Origin of the sequence: Leclercia sp. S52, assembly GCF_039727615.1 — a bacterium.
GTDB lineage: Bacteria > Pseudomonadota > Gammaproteobacteria > Enterobacterales > Enterobacteriaceae > Enterobacter > Enterobacter adecarboxylatus_B.
In genome coordinates, this window is sequence record NZ_CP152474.1 from 2936191 (window position 1) to 2953459 (window position 17269).

A 17269-nucleotide genomic window follows, 5' to 3' on the forward strand; every position below is an offset into this window, starting at 1 on the left:
AGGGCGAAAGTGTACCGCTAATCGCCCCGCTATAAAACGGCCTTAACGCATTACGATAAGATGGCTGGAATCGGCCGGTAAGCCATCAGGTTTGATGTTTTCGATGCGCAGCACGTCACCCATAATCTGGCTGAACACCGGTGCCGAGACCGCCCCGCCGTAATAGGCACCGTTTTGCGGATCGTTGATCACCACCGCAAGGGCAAATACCGGACGACTGGCGGGCGCGACGCCCGCGGTATAGGCCACGTATTTATCAACATAGTTGCCGGCATCATCGATTTTCTTCGCGGTGCCGGTTTTCACCGCCACCCGGTAATCACGCACCGCCGCTTTGACTCCACCGCCACCCGGCAGTGCCACGCTCTCCATCATGTGCTCCACCTCCTGCACAATAGAGGCGGGCATCACCTGGGTGCCGATGACCGGCGGGTCAATGCGGGTGATGGAGAGCGGGCGCTCCAGGCCATAGCTGCCAATGGTGGCGTAGACGTGAGCCAGCTGGAGCGGGGTGACCATCAGGCCATAGCCAAAAGCAAAGGTGGCGCGATCGAGCTGGCTCCAGAATTTACGCTCGGGCAGCAGGCCGCTGCTCTCCCCGGTTAAGCCGAGGCCGGTAGAGCGGCCAAAGCCGAACCCGTGATAGGTATCCAGCAGCCGCTGGATCGGCATCGCCAGCGAGAGGCGGGACACGCCGGTATCGCTCGATTTTTGCAGAATACCGGTCAGGGTAAGCTCCGGGTAGTACCCGACGTCGCGGATGCGGTGCCCGGCCAGGGTGTAGGGATGGGTGTCGATAACGCTGTCCGGCTGCACCAGCCCCTGCTGTAGCGCGGTCATCAGCACCAGCGGCTTGACGGTGGAGCCCGGTTCAAAGGTGTCGCTGATGGCGCGATTACGAAAATCATTCAGCGTGGCACCGTCACGGTTATTCGGGTTGAAATCCGGGAAGCTGGCCATCGCCAGGATCTCCCCGGTCTGGACGTTTATCAGCACCGCCGCGCCCGACTCCGCTTTGTTCCACGCCACGGCATTGTCCAGCGCATCTTCTGTGAGCGTCTGCAGCCGCTCATCAATGCTCAGCTGAATGTTGTGCGCGGGGACCGGCGGGACTTCGGTAATATTTTCGATCACATGCCCGTAGCGATCTTCGCGGACGCGTCGCAATCCGGGTTTGCCGGTAAGCTGCGTATTAAAGCTTTTCTCGATCCCTTCGATGCCCTGCCCGTCGATGTTGGTAAAGCCGATCAGGTTGGCCGCCACGTGTCCGGCCGGGTAAAAACGTCGGGACTCATCGCGCAGGCTGATACCCGGCAGATGGAGTTTTTCGATCCACTGGGCCTGGGCGGGATCCACCTGGCGGGCCAGATAGATAAAACGCCCCTGCGGATTGCTGTTGATCCGCGCGGCAAGGCTGGTGAGCGACAGATGCAGGGCGCTGGCTAACGCCTGCCAGCGATCGTCAAACCCGACCCCGCCTTTCGCCAGAACCGTTTTGGGATCGGCCCACACCGCCTGTACCGGCACGCTCACCGCCAGCGGTCGCCCCTCCCTGTCGACAATCATCCCTCTCGGGGCGTTAATCGCCACCTCACGCAGCGAGCGCATATCCTCCTGCTTAACCAGCGGATCCGGTTTCACGATCTGCAGCCAGGCAACGCGCCCCAGCAGGAAGACCAGGCTGCCAAAAATGGCCAGACAGAGAAGGGCAAAACGTAACGGGGTGAAGTTTGCTGCGGGATTGACGGGTTTCTTTTTCACCAGGGCTCCAGGGCTGAATAACAACGCCCTGATTTAACGGCAAATTTGCACCCTGAGGGGGGAAAACAATGCTAATACTCTCGCAGCTTTGCAACAAACTGCAAACAGAGACGCAGGTGGTAACACTTTGAAAAAATTGCATTAAAAAGCCCCGCATTCGCGAGGCTTTAACTCTGCAACTGAAACGTCGGAACGCTTCAGACCAGGCAGGGGTTCGATCAGATAGCGGTTACGTTAACAGCAGCCGGACCTTTCTGGCCGTCCTGAATTTCGAACTCAACGTTCTGGCCTTCGGCCAGAGTTTTGAAGCCGTTACCCTGGATTGCAGAGAAGTGTACGAACACATCTTTGCTGCCGTCAGCAGGAGTAATGAAACCAAAACCTTTAGACTCGTTGAACCACTTAACTTGACCTTTAATCTTTGCCATTTGCAAAATTCCTTAGAATGTTTTCTTAGCCCGCGGGCATTCACTGAGATAAAACTGAGACATTACTGCATGAGGCACTAATATAAGGTTCGGCAGAGAAGCGGTATTCAACGACAACGTGTTTACTCAGGACTTCTTTACTGAAAATGCCACACATAAACAGAACTGTACCTCGTTTGACCCAAACCGTGTTATCACACACAACTTAAATAATGGCAAGCCATTTTTAAACGTGTCTCGATCAGCCGCACAAATTCAGGGACTGATTTGCCACAATCTGCACAGTAATGCACTTACGTGTATACATAGCCCGTCTGTTGCTCGATCAGTAACCGTCAGGGTAGACGCTGTTATCAAAGACTTTTTTTACCTTAGACCAATAACTTCACGTCGTCCAGCAAGTGAGACCAATTTCGTGCGCCGGTTATTTCAGTTAGAACATTTAGTAAGAAGTTATGCTGATTTGATCGTAACGGCAGGCATTTGTTTCTTTGTAAAAAAACAGCGTTAAGCGCTTCGCTTGTTTAACTTATATACACCGCAACGTTGATTGTCGCTATGCACCAAAATAATGATATTTTTATGAACATGGCTCAAAAAAAAGCAATCAAAACGTTTCGATTAAAATAAAATATGATCAACGTCGGTTTAATAAGGAATAAGTACTAACCGAACAAAGAATAGTTTATATGGATAAATATTGACCAATACGCAAGGGCTGAAATTTTTCACCCGGCAGCGATAAATCCGCCAGTGCCCGAGCAAGCTCTCTGACCGGCTCATCCAGCGACTCATCCGCCAGTTCAAACACGCCCCAGTGGATCGGGATCGCCGTCGGCATCCCCAGTTGTTGCCAGAGCGCTACCGCCGCCTGTGGATCCATATGATGAACCGACATGAACCAGCGTGGTGCATAGGCGCCAACGGGTATCGCAATGGTGTCCAGTTTCCCCAGCCTTTGCGGGATGGTCAGCAGCTCCGGGGTGTAGCCGGTATCACCGCTGAACCAGAAGCGCTGGTTTTGCCCCTCAAAGACCCAGCCACACCAGAGCGAGCGGTTGCGATCCCACAGGGTGCGCATGCTCCAGTGCTGCGCCGGGACGGCGGTGAACCCCAGCCCTTCATAGGTAAAGCTCTGCCACCAGTCCAGCTCGACGACCTGTTTCGCCCCGCGCCGACGGCACCACTCTCCCAGACCTAACGGAACGAAAATAGTCAGCTGTGGGAAGCGCCGCAGAAGCTGGCGGATCGTGGCGGAGTCCAGGTGATCAAAGTGGTTATGGGAAATGACCAGCGCATCGAGTTGCGGAAGCGCCGCGACGCTCATCACCGACGGCGTTTTTCTGATCGGTCCGGCAAAGGGGACCGGGGAGGCTCGGCGGGAAAACACCGGATCGGTGAGAATGTATTTTCCGTTCAGGCGCAGCAGCAGGCTGGCATGTCCCAGAAACCAGACACCGTCTTCTTCATCGGTATTGAGGGTGACAGGCTGCCACCACTGGCGAATAAACTTGTCATAGCCCCGTTCGGGCGGTTTTGGCAGACCGGCGGCTTTTCGTTCTTTCTGCCAGCGTTCAACATCGCCGGGCTGATGCTCAGCGCCATCGACATTGCGAAAACCCTGCGGGGTATGATGCGCGAGGGAGGCGTTATACCAGGGATTGCTCCAGGCCATACTCACCTCCCCTGACTGGTTAGCGTTCGGCTACCAGACGAATAAAGTCATCGTCCTGGCTGTTAGCCGTCTCTTCTGCCGCTTTTGGTACTTCTTTCTCTTCCGGTTCATTGGCTTCGCACAGGCGGCGCAGCAGCGCGTTCTGACGTTTCTGCAAATCGACTAAGGTTTCCAGCAGTTCGATTTGCTCATTAGTACGGGAGCTTGCGCGGTTGACGAAAAACCACAGCACCAGACCCACGACCAGCAATACCACCGAAATCGCCAGAGATGCCACATTAAGCATCCCGGAATTCACTAACTCACCCATTTCACCCCCCCAATAAAAACGCTCATTCTAGCACTCGCGTTAAGGAAGGAAATCATTTGCGATAAAAATGCCTGTTACCAGGGGATAAACTTATTGATAGAACAAATACCGCTAAAAAACTGTACATCCTGGTCGCACATCACATTGATGGTCTGCGTCCAGAGCAACACACAGGCCACCAGTACCAGCACCAGAATTACCCAGCGTATTTTTTTCACTCCACTCTCCGTCCCATAACTGCCTGATGCCAGGTTATCATGCACAACTTAAACCATGCCTAACTGTAACGTGAAGACGAGCCTTTCGGAATCATAGGCTTGTTAACGCGACTGTATCGGTTACGCTAGGCGGCAGTCATTAAAAAAAATGAGGCAATAATGCGCTTTTTTATTCGCACACTGATTGTTATAGCCCTGGTCTGGACCGGCCTACTGCTCGCTGGCTACGGCGTGCTGACGGGCAGCAAAGAGAATGCTGCCGGGCTGGGTATCCAGTGCCAGTACCTCACCGCGCGCGGCTTCAGCACCGCGCAGTATATTCATTCTGACAGCGGCATTATCGGCCTCTCACGCTGCCCGCTGCTGCGAAAGAGCGAGACGGTGATCGATAACGGCTGATGCCGGGCATAAAAAACGCTGCCATCTGGCAGCGTTATTTTATGCGGGTAAAACTCAGAACGGATAGTCGTTGTAACCCATCTGCTCAGAAATCTTCCGCGCCGCCGTGTGCAGCATCTCCACGTATTCGTGCAGATGTTCCTCAGAGAAACGCAACGTCGGGAAGGAGATACTCAGGCCGGCAATCACCACGCCGAAACGGTCGAAAACCGGTACGCCGATGCAGCGCAAGCCTTCTTCCTGCTCCTGGTTATCTTCGCCATAACCCTGCTCACGCACTTTATCCAGCACCGCTAACAGCTCCTCGGTGGTGGTGATGGTGCGTTCTGTGCTGCGTTTGTACTCGACGTTCTCGAGGATCTGCTTCACTTCTTCACGGTCGCGCCATGCCAGCAGGACTTTACCGATAGCGGTACTGTACAGCGGGTTACGACGGCCAATGCGTGAATACATGCGCAGGTTGTACATAGAGTCGATCTTATGAATGTAGACAATGCTGTCTTCATCCAGCGCACCCAGGTGCACCGTCTCTTTCGTCAGACGAGAGAGTTCACGCATCTGAATATCCGCGCTACGGATCAGATCGACGTTCTGCAGCGCGCGTGCGCCCAGTTCAAATAACTTCAGGGTCAGAGAGTACTTTTCAGACTCGCCTTCCTGTGCAACATAACCCAGTGATTTCATGGTCTGTAAAAAGCGGTAAACGGTGCTTTTTGACATCATCACACGCTGGGACAGCTCAGTAATACCAATTTCGCGCTCTTCGCCAAGCGCCTGCAGGATGCCAAACACCTTTAATACAGAAGAAACAGAATCTGGCTGTTTATCCAAATCCGCGATTGCCATTAATCACCTCAACGCAAGTGTTTTATAAAATTCAGAACCGGTTTTTATTATAAATTCGCCGCCGCATTGCTGCAATCAATCCTGGCTAACCTGGTTACAAATCTGCGACATATAACCGAAATAACAGTGATAATATCGTTACCCTGTTAATAATTACCTGTGCTGCTCATTCATTCTCATGACAAAAACTCCCACAGATGGCCTGCCGTTACCGCAGCGCTATGGTGCGATTGCGACCATTATCATTGGTATTTCCATGGCGGTGCTGGATGGTGCCATCGCTAACGTCGCCCTGCCGACTATCGCCAGCGACCTGCATGCCTCGCCGGCCAGTTCGATCTGGATCGTCAACGCCTATCAGATAGCGATTGTTATCTCGCTGCTTTCGTTCTCTTTCCTGGGGGACATGTTTGGCTACCGCCGGGTGTATCAGTGCGGACTGGCGGTCTTTACCCTGACCTCCCTGTTCTGCGCCCTTTCGGACACCCTGCACACCCTGACGCTGGCGCGCATCGCTCAGGGGTTTGGCGGCGCGGCGCTGATGAGCGTCAATACCGCATTGATACGTCTTATCTATCCGCAGCGGCATCTGGGTCGGGGAATGGGTATTAACTCCTTTATTGTCGCCGTCTCCTCGGCGGCGGGGCCGACGATTGCCGCGGCGATCCTCTCGGTGGCCTCCTGGCAGTGGCTGTTCCTGATCAACGTCCCGCTGGGGATCGTGGCGCTGCTGTTCGCTCTGCGCTATTTGCCCGCCAACGGCCCGAAAAGCAGCATGCCTAAATTCGATCTGCCGAGCGCGGTGATGAACGCCCTCACCTTTGGCCTGCTGATCACCGCCCTGAGCGGTTTCGCTCAGGGACAGTCGCTGACGTTGATTGCCGGCGAGGTCGTGGCGCTGCTAGCGATCGGCTTCTTCTTCGTGCGTCGTCAGCTGTCGCTGCCGGTGCCGTTACTGCCGGTGGATCTGCTGCGTATTCCGCTCTTCTCCCTCTCCATCTGCACCTCAATATGCTCCTTCTGCGCGCAGATGCTGGCCCTGGTCTCCCTGCCTTTCTTCCTGCAGAGCGTGATTGGCCGTTCAGAGGTGGAAACGGGTCTGCTGTTAACGCCCTGGCCGCTGGCGACTATGGTGATGGCACCGCTGGCAGGTTATCTGATTGAGCGGGTGCATGCGGGATTACTGGGGGCGCTGGGGATGGTGATAATGGCTGCCGGTCTTTTTGCCCTCGCCCTGCTGCCCGCGGCACCGCACGATCTGGATATTATCTGGCGGATGGTGCTGTGCGGGGCGGGCTTTGGTCTGTTCCAGTCGCCGAATAACCATACCATCATCACCGCCGCCCCACGCCATCGCAGCGGCGGTGCCAGCGGCATGCTGGGCACCGCCCGGCTGCTGGGGCAAAGTACCGGCGCGGCGCTGGTGGCCTTAATGTTTAACCTGGCCGGGCAAAGCGGCACGCATCTGGCGCTGCTGACCGCCGGCACGCTGGCGACCGTCGCGGCCATCATCAGCGGGCTACGGATAACGCAGCCACGTTCGCAGGCATAAAAAAAGCGCGTCCCGGGACGCGCTTTTTTATTTCCGATACGAAGCCGTTATTTCAGGTACTCGCCGCTACGCAGCGCTTCGATACGCTTGTCCAGCGGTGGGTGGGACATGAACAGTTCGCTCAGCGATTTCGATTTACCGTTAATGCAGAACGCCATCATGCTGGAGGCTTCCTGCGGCTCGTAGCTGGTTTTCAGACGCTGCAGCGCGGCAATCATCTTCTCGCGGCCCACCAGTTTGGCTGAGCCGGCATCCGCATGGAACTCACGGTGACGGGAGAACCACATGGTGATAATGCTCGCCAGAATACCAAACACCAGTTCCAGCACCATAGAGACCGCAAAGTAGATCAGCGGGTTGCCGTTGCTGGCTTCGCCTTCCTCACGATCGCCACCCATAAAGCCGGCGGCAATCTGCGCGATAATACGCGAGATAAAGATAACGAAGGTGTTCACTACGCCCTGAACCAGGGTCATGGTCACCATATCGCCGTTGGCAATGTGACTGATCTCATGAGCGATAACCGCCTCGGCTTCGTCACGGCTCATGTTCTGCAACAGGCCGGTACTGACCGCAACCAGAGACGCGTCACGACGCGCACCGGTGGCGAAGGCGTTGATATCGGGCGCGTGATAGATCGCCACCTGCGGCATCGCAATACCCGCCTGGCGGGCCTGGTTGGCAACGGTGGACATCAGCCACTGTTCCATATCGTTACGCGGTTGCTCAATAACCTCGCCGCCCACGGACTTGAGCGCCATCCACTTGGACATCAGCAGCGAGACAAAGGAGCCACCGAAACCAAACAGCAGCGCCATGATTAACAAGCCCTGAACGCTGCTCGACTGAATTCCTGTCAGGCTAAGTACCAGCCCGAAGACCACCATGACCGCAAGGTTGGTGAGCAGGAAGAGCGCGATTCGCATCATAATATTCTTTTAACCTCAGTTTAACAAAACGCACTATGCGATTACCCACATCGTATGGGTATTCCGTATATTTTCAAGGATTGCAGCGGCGTAAGTCACCAGAAAGACACAACTTTACATAGCAAAATGACTGGCTGACGGCAGGATGCGGTTAACAAAAAAACAGGCACAATTTCTTGTGCCTGTTTGGGGGTTATTTCGCTGGTTTGGGGTCGCCGGCAGGATGGTCTTTTTCCAGTTGCGCCAGGTCAATGGCGATCTTCACCGTCTCATCAAGATACGGATCGGGCTCCTGGTAATCCTTCGGCAGGTCGTCCAGTTTTTTGAGAAGCGGCTTACCTTCACGTTTAAAGCGGTCGTTGATACGCGCCAGACGTGTTGCATCATCCTCTTCGTTCTCTTTCAGACGCTGAGCGTAGTTCAGAGAAACGATATTGCGTTTCGCTTTCAGGGCATTGAAACGGGCAATATCCTTCACGATGTACTGGAACTCAGGATCTTTGGCGATGCGATCGTCGTGCTGCTTCAACAGCGCCGGACCAAACTGAGTCATATCGCCCGACTTCACGTAGGTGGCAGCATTAACGCTATCCCACGGCAACGCATTATCTTCGAACTTCTCGCCGGTTTCCGTCTCTTCAGTGCCTGTCGGCATGATGATATCCGGGGTCACGCCTTTACGCTGGGTACTGCCGCCATTCACGCGATAGAACTTCTGAATGGTGTACTGTACCGAGCCCAGCGCTGGCCATTCCGGTCGCAGCATCTGATCGTAAATGCGGTTCAGGGAACGGTACTGCTGCACCGTGCCTTTCCCGAAGGTCGGTTCGCCAACGATCAATGCGCGGCTGTAATCCTGCATTGCGGCGGCAAAGATCTCCGATGCCGAAGCACTGAAGCGATCGACCAGCACCACCAGCGGGCCTTTATAGTAAACAACGCCATCGGTATCGGCATCTTCACGCACTTTACCGTTGTTGTCGCGTACCTGTACCACCGGACCGGACGGGATAAACAGACCCGAAAGCGAAACCGCTTCGGTTAGGGCGCCGCCGCCGTTGGTACGCAGATCGATAATCACGCTCTTAACGTTTTGTTTTTCAAGCTTCTGCAGCTGAACCTTGACGTCGTCCGTCAGGCCTACGTAGAAACCAGGAATATCCAGCACGCCGACCTTGTCTTTACCCACGGTTTTCACCGACATTTTCACCGCGCGATCTTCCAGACGGATACGCTCACGGGTCAGGGTAACGATTCGGGTCTTGGTGCCTTTACCGGCAGGCAGAATTTCCAGACGGACCTTGCTGCCTTTCGGCCCTTTAATCAGGGCAACCACATCATCCAGACGCCAGCCGATAACATCGACCATGTTCTGACCAACCTGGCCAACCCCCACAATGCGATCGCCTACGCTAATCGCTTTGCTCTTGGCAGCCGGGCCACCGGCAACCATGGAGTTGATGACGGTGTAATCGTCGTCCATCTGCAGCACCGCACCAATCCCCTCAAGAGAGAGGCTCATTTCGGTGTTGAACTGCTCGGTGTTGCGCGGAGAGAGATAGTTGGTGTGCGGATCGATTTCGTGCGCGAAGGCGGTCATCGCCAGCGAGAACACATCTTCACTGTTGGTCTGCGCCAGGCGACGAATGGCAAATTTGTAGCGGCGGGTCAGCGTTTCGCGGATCTCTTTCTCATCTTTACCGGTGAGTTTGAGGCTCAGCTCATCGTACTTCACTTTGCTGTCCCACAGCGCATTCAGCTCGGCTTCATCTTTCGGCCACGGCGACTTACTGCGGTCAAGATTAAAGGTGTCGTTACCCGTGAAGTCCATCGGACGTTCAAGCACCTTAAGCGCATACTGATAGCGCTCGAAACGGCGTTTCTGCGACAGGTTATACAGGTCGTAGAACAGGTCCAGCTTGCCGCTGCGTAACTCGTCGCCCACTTCAGACTGCTTTTTGGCAAACTGTTCGACATCGCTGGCCAGCAGGACGTTGTGACTGTAGTCCAGCAGGTTCAGATAGCGGTCGAAAATTTTTGTCGAAAAGGCCTTATCGAGGTCGAACTGACGATAGTGCGAACGGGTGAAGCGCGAGGTGACGCGCTCACTGACCGTTGCGTGCTGGGTCTCTTCCTTCAGTACCGGAATTTGATCGACACGCGTAATCTCGTCCACAGCGAAAGCGTGGCCTGTTATCGCAAACAGGCCAGCCAGCGCGGTGAGCTTAAAAAATGTGTTCATGCCGGGCTTGGCCTCCGTTTTAGAACAACAAGTGTTCTGCGCGTACAATCATTGACAGACCAGAAGTCAGCTGTACACGAACGCCATCTTTGGTGATTTCCAGTACGGTGGCATCCATAGCGTTGTTGCCCGCTTTCACCTTCAGAGACTGACCGACGCTCAGGGCGGTAATGTCAGAAACCGGGGTGTGGCGCGGCTCTTCACGAGGCGCACGCGGGGCTTTTGCCGCCGGTTGCTCAGCACGTGGCTTACGCTCGGTGTTCTCTTTGCGACGCGGTGCAGGACGTGGCTTGCGTTCACGGCGAGGCGCTTCTTCCTGGCCATTGGCCGCGGCCGCTTCGCGTTTCTTCGCCTGCTGTTCAGCACGCTGAGCCTGAACTCGCGCTTTGGCTTCTTCGAGCTGCTTACGGGCGTGCTCTACGTGTTGCTCATCCAGCACACCGCATGGGTTGCCGTCGAGATCGACACGCGTCGCGCCCGCTTTGATACCATACAGGTAACGCCAGCTCGAAGTATAAAGACGTAAGGCGGAGCGGAGTTGGGTTTTGCTGAGGTTCATCTCACCTTCAACACGCTCTACCAGATCCTGAAAAATACCAATTTTCAGGGGACGAGCTTCGCCTTCGGCACTAAAACATTGAGGAAAACGTTCGGCCAAAAACGCGATAACTTCTTTACTGCTATTCAACTTAGGTTGATTTTCCATGAAATTTCCTGATTACAACGGACGTTGCCGACAAGCCGCAGGCATGAACAGGCGTCATTATAATGACGCCATCGGTAAATGCTACGTTATCCGTTGATTATCCTGCGACGCTCGCAAAGAATTTATGATAATCGGTCGCGGCGAGGACGTTTTCAAGGTTCGCCGCCAGCTCGCGCAGCCCCTGCTCATCCTCGTGGGTAAAGCGATTAAAGACCGTGCTATCGATATCCAGTACACCAATAATCTGATTATTCACTTTCAGAGGAAGTACGATTTCAGCATTGCTGGCGCTGTCGCAGGCGATATGCCCGTCGAACGCGTGGACGTCGTCAACACGCTGCACCTGGTCTTGCGCTACCGCGGTACCACACACGCCGCGCCCGACCGGAATACGTACGCAGGCCAGTTTGCCCTGGAAGGGCCCCAGCACCAGCGTCTCGCCTTCCAGCAGATAGAAACCGGCCCAGTTCACATCAGACAGACGTTCGAAAAGTAACGCGCTGGTATTGGCCAGCGTGGCTAAAAAACTGGTTTCACCTGCCATCAATGCCTGAAAGTCACGGTTCAAATCCGCGTAGAATTCTGTTTTGTTCATTATTCAATCACTTGGTTGTCTTACAAAATTACAGCATAGCCTATTAAAATAAGCATTATTTACGTTCATGCTCAAGATGAATCCATTCATGAGTTAAGATAACTAATAACTATCCTTTTCTAGCGCGACCGATGGCCCTTAAAACACCGAAAATAACACCGGCGAAAAAGATTACTGTGCATGCGGTCGGCGATGCGCTGCCCCGTGCACATTATCAGCGTTGCCCACAATGCGATACGCTTTTTACGTTGCCAAAGATGAAATCATACCAAAGTGCTTTCTGCCCGCGCTGCAACGCAAAAATCCGCGATGGACGCGACTGGTCCCTGACGCGACTGGCCGCGATGGCCGTCACCATGATGCTGCTGATGCCCTTTGCCTGGAGCGAACCGCTGCTCAGTTTGCACCTGTTAGGCGTACGCATCGACGCCAACCTGCTGCAGGGGATCTGGCAGATGACCCGCCAGGGCGATCCCCTCACCGCCTCGATGGTGTTGTTCTGTACCGTTGGTGCCCCGGTGGTGCTGGTGGCCGCCATCGCCTATCTGTGGTTTGGCAATATTCTGGGAATGAACCTGCGCCCGGTGCTGCTGATGCTGGAGAGGCTCAAGGAGTGGGTGATGCTGGATATCTACCTGGTGGGGATCGTTGTGGCCTCGATCAAGGTGCAGGATTACGCCTGGCTGCAGCCCGGCAGTGGCCTGTTCGCCTTTATCGCGCTGGTGATCCTGAGCATTCTCACTCTAATCCACCTGAACGTAGAGCAGCTCTGGGAGCGGTTTTATCCCCAGCGCCCTGCCACCCGCTACAATACCGATCTGCGGGTCTGTCTGGGCTGTCACTATACTGGGCTGCCCGACGCGCGCGGCCGCTGTCCACGATGCCATATTCCGCTGCGCCTGCGCCGCCACAACAGCCTGCAAAAATGCTGGGCGGCGCTGATCGCCTCGCTGATATTGCTGTTACCGGCCAACCTGTTGCCCATCTCGGTGATTTACGTCAACGGCGCGCGCCAGGAAGATACCATTATGTCGGGCATTATCTCGCTGGCGCAGAGCAACATCGCCGTCGCGGCCGTGGTGTTTATCGCCAGTATTCTGGTGCCCTTTACCAAAGTTGTCGTGATGTTTACTCTGCTCGTCAGTATTCATTTCAAATGTGAACAGGGGCTGAGAACCCGCATACTGCTGTTGCGTTTCGTTACCTGGATTGGCCGCTGGTCAATGCTGGATCTGTTTGTTATTTCGTTGATGATGTCGCTGATCAATCGCGATCAGCTCCTTGCTTTTACTATGGGACCCGCGGCGCTCTATTTCGGCACTGCGGTGATATTGACTATTCTTGCAGTGGAATGGCTGGATAGCCGCTTACTTTGGGATGCACATGAGTCAGGAAACGCCAGCTTCGCCGACTGAAGCGCGAGTTAAAACAAAACGTCGTATTTCGCCTTTCTGGTTACTGCCGGTTATCGCTCTGATGATCGCCGGCTGGTTAATCTGGACCAGTTACGAGGATCGCGGCAATACCATTACCATTGATTTCCAGAGCGCCGACGGCATCGTTGCGGGCCGTACGCCCGTACGCTTCCAGGGGGTTGAGGTGGGCACCGTCCAGGATATCTCCCTGGACAAGAACCTGAATAAAATTGAGGTTCGCGCCAGCATCAAGTCCGACATGAAGGATGCCCTGCGGGAAGAGACGCAGTTCTGGCTGGTGACGCCGAAAGCCTCGCTGGCGGGGGTCTCCGGGCTGGATGCGCTGGTCGGCGGTAACTACATCGGCATGATGCCGGGCAAAGGTGAGCCACAGGATCACTTTACCGCCCTGGATACGCAGCCGAAATACCGGCTCAACAACGGCGATCTGATGATCCATCTGCACGCGCCGGATCTGGGCTCACTGAACAGCGGGTCGCTGGTCTATTTCCGCAAGATCCCCGTCGGTCGCGTCTATGACTACGCCATCACCCCCAACAAGCAGGGGGTGACCATCGACGTGCTGATTGAACGACGCTTTACCTCGCTGGTGAAAAAAGGCAGCCGCTTCTGGAACGTCTCCGGCGTCGATGCCGATCTGAGCCTGAGCGGGGCTAAAGTGAAGCTGGAAAGCCTGGCGGCGCTGGTGAATGGCGCTATCGCCTTCGACTCGCCGGAAGGCTCTGAGCCCGCCACCCAGGAAGATGATTTCGGCCTGTATAAAGATCTGGCCCACAGCCAGCGCGGCGTGATCGTCAAGCTGACCCTCCCCTCTGCGGATGGTCTGAAGGCCGACTCCACGCCGCTGATGTACCAGGGACTACAGGTGGGGCAGCTCACCAAAATGACGCTCAATCCTGGCGGTCTGGTCACCGGTGAAATGACCGTTGACCCGAGTGTGGTCGATCTGCTGCGGGAAAAAACGCGCATCGAGATGCGCAGTCCTAAACTGTCGCTCAGCAACCCCAGCGTCAGCAGCCTGCTCACGGGCAGTACCTTTGAGCTGATCCCCGGCGGCGGCGAACCGGTGAACCAGTTCACTATCGCCCCAGCCGATAAGGCGCTGTTACAAAAACCCGGCGTCCTGACCGTGAACCTTAGCGCCCCGGAAAGCTATGGTATCGACGCGGGTCAGCCGCTGATCCTGCACGGCGTGCAGATTGGCCAGGTGCTTGAGCGGTCACTGTCCAGCAAAGGGGTCACCTTTGAGGTGGCGATCGATCCGCAGTACCGCGAACTGGTGCATGGCGACAGTAAATTCGTGGTCAACAGCCGGGTAGATGTCAAAGTCGGGCTCGACGGCGTCGAGTTCCTGGCGGCCAGCGCCAGCGAATGGATCAGCGGCGGGATCCGTATCCTGCCGGGTGAGAAAGGTGCCATGCGCGACAGCTACCCGCTGTATGCCAACCTGGACAAAGCGCTCGAAAACAGCCTGAGCGATCTGCCGACCACCACCCTCACCCTGGTAGCCGACACCCTGCCGGACGTGCAGGCGGGCTCGGTGGTGCTGTATCGCAAATTCGAAGTGGGTGAAGTGATCCTCGTGCGCCCGCGCGCGAACGCCTTTGATATCGAACTGCATATCAAACCTGAATACCGCAAGCTGCTGACCAGTAACAGCGTGTTCTGGGCCGAAGGCGGGGCCAAAGTGCAGCTGAACGGCAGCGGGCTGACGGTGCAAGCCTCCCCGCTCTCCCGTGCCCTGCGCGGCGCCATCAGCTTTGACAACCTGAGCGGCGCCAGCGCCAGCCAGCGTAAGGGTGACAAGCGGATCCTCTATCCGTCTGAAACCGCAGCCCGCGCGGTAGGCGGCCAGATCACCCTGCACGCTTTTGATGCGGGCAAGCTCGCCGAAGGGATGCCGGTGCGCTATCTGGGGATTGATATTGGTCAGGTCCAGAGCCTGAAGCTGATTACCGCCCGCAATGAAGTGCAGGCCACGGCGGTGCTTTATCCGGAATATGTCGATAACTTTGCCCGCGCCGGAACCCGTTTCTCGGTGATCACCCCGCAGATTTCCGCCGCGGGGGTGGAGCATCTGGATACCATTCTCCAGCCCTATATCAACGTCGAGCCCGGACAGGGCAAACCGCGCCGCGACTTTGAGCTGCAGGAAGCGACCATCACCGACTCACGCTATCTTGATGGCCTGAGCATCGTGGTGGAGGTGCCGGATGCGGCATCGCTCGATATCGGTACGCCGGTACTGTTCCGCGGAATGGAAGTGGGTACAGTCACCGGCCTGACGCTGGGAACGCTCTCTGACCGGGTGATGGTGGCCCTGCGCATCAGCGATCGCTATCAGCATCTGGTGCGTAACAACTCCGTCTTCTGGCTGGCCTCCGGCTATTCGCTCGATTTCGGCCTGACCGGCGGAGTAGTGAAAACCGGGACCTTCAATCAGTTTATCCGTGGGGGTATCGCCTTCGCGACGCCGCCGGGTACGCCGCTGGCGCCGAAATCTCAGCCCGGCAAGCACTTCCTGCTGCAGGAGAGCGAGCCGAAAGAGTGGCGCACCTGGGGAACCGCCCTGCCACGTTAATGCCTGCGCTCCGGTGTCAACGCACCGGAGCCTTTGTGGTACACTGCGCGCCTCTTTTTACTCCCTGTGGTGCGCTCGTGTCTCAACGTCCCGTCTATCTGCCAGATGAATTTCTGGCGCAAATGCGCCAGGCTCTGCCTGACCCTCTCGCTCTCGATGCGTTTATCGCCGCCTGCCAGCGCCCGCTGCGCCGCAGCCTGCGCGTCAATACCCTGAAAATCAGCGTGGCGGATTTCCTCACGCTGGTCGCCCCGTACGGCTGGCAGCTTACGCCAGTGCCGTGGTGCGAAGAGGGATTCTGGATCGAACGTGACGATGAAGAAGCCCTGCCGCTGGGCAGCACCGCCGAGCACCTGAGCGGGCTGTTTTACATTCAGGAAGCCAGCTCCATGCTGCCGGTTGCCGCGCTCTTTGCCGACGACGACATGCCCGCCCGCGTGATGGACGTGGCGGCAGCCCCGGGTTCCAAAACCACTCAAATCGCCGCGCGGATGAAAAATCAGGGCGCAATCCTCGCCAATGAGTTCTCTGCCAGCCGCGTTAAAGTGCTGCATGCCAACATCAGCCGCTGCGGGATCAGCAACGTGGCGCTAACTCATTTTGATGGCCGCGTGTTTGGTGCCGCCCTGCCGGAAGCCTTTGATGCGATCCTGCTGGACGCCCCCTGCTCCGGCGAAGGCGTAGTGCGCAAAGATCCCGACGCGTTGAAGAACTGGTCCGTGGCCAGCAATCTGGAGATCGCCGCCACCCAGCGCGAGCTGATCGACAGCGCCTTCCATGCCCTGCGCCCTGGCGGCACCCTGGTCTACTCCACCTGCACCCTCAATCGCGACGAGAACGAAGCGGTCTGCCTGTGGTTAAAAGAGCAGTATCCTGACGCGGTGGAATTTCTGCCGCTGAACGGTCTGTTCGCCAGCGCCAGTGAATGCGTCACCCAGGAAGGCTTCCTGCACGTCTTCCCGCACATCTACGACTGCGAAGGCTTCTTCGTGGCGCGGCTGCGCAAAACCTCCGCTATCGCCCCGCTGCCGGTACCGAAATTTAAGGTGGGCAACTTCCCGTTTACGTCGCTGAAAACCCGCGAAGCCGCGCAGCTCACCGCTGCGGCAAATCTGGCCGGTTTGCACTGGGGAGAGAATCTGCGCCTGTGGCAGCGCGACAAAGAGGTGTGGTTATTCCCGACGGAGATTGAGCCGCTGATCGGTAAAGTGCGCTTCTCCCGCCTCGGCATCCGGCTGGCCGAAACGCACAACAAAGGTTATCGCTGGCAGCATGAAGCGGTGATCGCGCTGGCCGGCCAGGACAATACCTTTGCCTTAACCCAGCAGGAAGCGGAAGAGTGGTATCGCGGCCGCGATGTCTGGCCGCAGGAGAGCCCTGCCGGCGATGATGCGGTGGTGACGTATCAGGGTTTTCCCATCGGGCTGGCGAAAAAAGTGGGCTCACGTCTTAAGAACAGCTACCCGCGCGAACTGGTTCGCGATGGTCGTCTGTTTACCGGTAACGGCGACGCCAGCTAAAAAAAGGCACTTTTTTACTGGCACATTTGCTCTCCTTTGACCAGGCTGAAAGATGGGCGACCATACTGGTC

At 56.3% G+C, this 17269-nt stretch carries 15 protein-coding genes and 1 pseudogene; 5 read left to right on the forward strand and 11 right to left on the reverse strand.

All coding sequences use genetic code 11. The annotated features are described in order from the left end of the window. Positions 1-42 precede the first annotated feature (42 nt). The 6 genes and pseudogenes from ftsI to mgrB form a co-directional block, all read right to left on the reverse strand. Positions 43-1761, reverse strand: coding sequence for a peptidoglycan glycosyltransferase FtsI (gene ftsI / locus AAHB66_RS14155; protein WP_347113367.1), 1719 nt, complete (start codon positions 1759-1761; stop codon positions 43-45). A 218-nt stretch (positions 1762-1979) separates the two neighbouring features. After that, entirely contained in the window at positions 1980-2189 is a 210-nt protein-coding gene (cspE, locus tag AAHB66_RS14160; RefSeq protein ID WP_001062678.1) for a transcription antiterminator/RNA stability regulator CspE, read from the reverse strand. A 12-nt stretch (positions 2190-2201) separates the two neighbouring features. Further along, positions 2202-2346: pseudogene (locus AAHB66_RS14165) on the reverse strand (DUF2627 domain-containing protein). A 528-nt stretch (positions 2347-2874) separates the two neighbouring features. After that, on the reverse strand, positions 2875-3864 hold the full coding sequence (locus tag AAHB66_RS14170; RefSeq protein WP_347113368.1) for an MBL fold metallo-hydrolase: 990 nt from the start codon (positions 3862-3864) through the stop codon (positions 2875-2877). A gap of 19 nt (positions 3865-3883) precedes the next feature. Further along, complete coding sequence (locus AAHB66_RS14175; RefSeq protein WP_347113369.1) at positions 3884-4174, reverse strand: YebO family protein; 291 nt, start codon at positions 4172-4174, stop codon at positions 3884-3886. A gap of 74 nt (positions 4175-4248) precedes the next feature. Continuing rightward, positions 4249-4392, reverse strand: coding sequence for a PhoP/PhoQ regulator MgrB (gene mgrB, locus AAHB66_RS14180; RefSeq protein WP_103180034.1), 144 nt, complete (start codon positions 4390-4392; stop codon positions 4249-4251). A gap of 159 nt (positions 4393-4551) precedes the next feature. Here mgrB and AAHB66_RS14185 point away from each other — a divergent pair, with 159 nt between their 5' ends. Next, complete coding sequence (locus AAHB66_RS14185) at positions 4552-4791, forward strand: YobH family protein (protein ID WP_347113370.1); 240 nt, start codon at positions 4552-4554, stop codon at positions 4789-4791. A gap of 54 nt (positions 4792-4845) precedes the next feature. Here the strand turns inward: AAHB66_RS14185 and kdgR are convergent, their stop codons facing one another. Continuing rightward, positions 4846-5637 carry a DNA-binding transcriptional regulator KdgR gene (gene kdgR, locus AAHB66_RS14190; RefSeq protein ID WP_347113371.1) on the reverse strand — a complete coding sequence of 264 codons (792 nt, stop codon included), beginning with the start codon at positions 5635-5637 and terminating at the stop codon, positions 4846-4848. Positions 5638-5815: 178 nt separating this feature from the next. Between kdgR and AAHB66_RS14195 the strand changes: the two genes are divergently transcribed. Further along, positions 5816-7189 carry an MFS transporter gene (locus tag AAHB66_RS14195; RefSeq protein WP_347113372.1) on the forward strand — a complete coding sequence of 458 codons (1374 nt, stop codon included), beginning with the start codon at positions 5816-5818 and terminating at the stop codon, positions 7187-7189. 47 nt (positions 7190-7236) lie between these two features. Here the strand turns inward: AAHB66_RS14195 and htpX are convergent, their stop codons facing one another. The 4 genes from htpX to AAHB66_RS14215 all read right to left on the reverse strand — a co-directional run bounded on the left by htpX (position 7237) and on the right by AAHB66_RS14215 (position 11661). Next, entirely contained in the window at positions 7237-8118 is an 882-nt protein-coding gene (htpX, locus tag AAHB66_RS14200; protein WP_347113373.1) for a protease HtpX, read from the reverse strand. Positions 8119-8311: 193 nt separating this feature from the next. Further along, the gene (prc, locus tag AAHB66_RS14205; protein ID WP_347113374.1) at positions 8312-10360 is read right to left on the reverse strand and encodes a carboxy terminal-processing peptidase; all 2049 of its coding nucleotides are present in this window, start codon (positions 10358-10360) and stop codon (positions 8312-8314) included. Positions 10361-10379: 19 nt separating this feature from the next. Next, the gene (proQ, locus tag AAHB66_RS14210) at positions 10380-11066 is read right to left on the reverse strand and encodes an RNA chaperone ProQ (protein ID WP_039030800.1); all 687 of its coding nucleotides are present in this window, start codon (positions 11064-11066) and stop codon (positions 10380-10382) included. A gap of 97 nt (positions 11067-11163) precedes the next feature. Then, positions 11164-11661 (reverse strand): GAF domain-containing protein, encoded by a 498-nt coding sequence (locus AAHB66_RS14215; protein ID WP_347113375.1) that lies wholly within the window; start codon positions 11659-11661, stop codon positions 11164-11166. A 131-nt stretch (positions 11662-11792) separates the two neighbouring features. On the opposite strand from AAHB66_RS14215, the gene yebS reads away from it, so the two are divergent. From yebS to rsmF, 3 genes are all read left to right on the forward strand, one after another. Continuing rightward, positions 11793-13076, forward strand: coding sequence for a membrane integrity lipid transport subunit YebS (gene yebS / locus AAHB66_RS14220; RefSeq protein WP_347113376.1), 1284 nt, complete (start codon positions 11793-11795; stop codon positions 13074-13076). Further along, complete coding sequence (locus AAHB66_RS14225; RefSeq protein WP_347113377.1) at positions 13045-15678, forward strand: MlaD family protein; 2634 nt, start codon at positions 13045-13047, stop codon at positions 15676-15678. The genes yebS and AAHB66_RS14225 overlap by 32 nt, the downstream gene beginning before the upstream one ends. 77 nt (positions 15679-15755) lie before the next feature. Next, positions 15756-17198: a 16S rRNA (cytosine(1407)-C(5))-methyltransferase RsmF gene (rsmF, locus tag AAHB66_RS14230; RefSeq protein WP_347113378.1), complete on the forward strand. Its 1443-nt coding sequence runs from the start codon at positions 15756-15758 to the stop codon at positions 17196-17198. The last annotated feature ends 71 nt before the right edge of the window (positions 17199-17269 follow it).

Coding starts and splice junctions, on each gene's coding strand:
- cspE (WP_001062678.1), bottom strand. CDS start 2,189: ATGGCAAAGATTAAAGGTCAAGTTAAGTGGTTCAACGAGTCTAAAGGT.
- AAHB66_RS14175 (WP_347113369.1), bottom strand. CDS start 4,174: ATGGGTGAGTTAGTGAATTCCGGGATGCTTAATGTGGCATCTCTGGCG.
- prc (WP_347113374.1), bottom strand. CDS start 10,360: ATGAACACATTTTTTAAGCTCACCGCGCTGGCTGGCCTGTTTGCGATA.
- AAHB66_RS14185 (WP_347113370.1), top strand. CDS start 4,552: ATGCGCTTTTTTATTCGCACACTGATTGTTATAGCCCTGGTCTGGACC.
- AAHB66_RS14215 (WP_347113375.1), bottom strand. CDS start 11,661: ATGAACAAAACAGAATTCTACGCGGATTTGAACCGTGACTTTCAGGCA.
- proQ (WP_039030800.1), bottom strand. CDS start 11,066: ATGGAAAATCAACCTAAGTTGAATAGCAGTAAAGAAGTTATCGCGTTT.
- kdgR (WP_347113371.1), bottom strand. CDS start 5,637: ATGGCAATCGCGGATTTGGATAAACAGCCAGATTCTGTTTCTTCTGTA.
- AAHB66_RS14225 (WP_347113377.1), top strand. CDS start 13,045: ATGAGTCAGGAAACGCCAGCTTCGCCGACTGAAGCGCGAGTTAAAACA.
- yebS (WP_347113376.1), top strand. CDS start 11,793: ATGGCCCTTAAAACACCGAAAATAACACCGGCGAAAAAGATTACTGTG.
- htpX (WP_347113373.1), bottom strand. CDS start 8,118: ATGATGCGAATCGCGCTCTTCCTGCTCACCAACCTTGCGGTCATGGTG.
- AAHB66_RS14170 (WP_347113368.1), bottom strand. CDS start 3,864: ATGGCCTGGAGCAATCCCTGGTATAACGCCTCCCTCGCGCATCATACC.
- AAHB66_RS14195 (WP_347113372.1), top strand. CDS start 5,816: ATGACAAAAACTCCCACAGATGGCCTGCCGTTACCGCAGCGCTATGGT.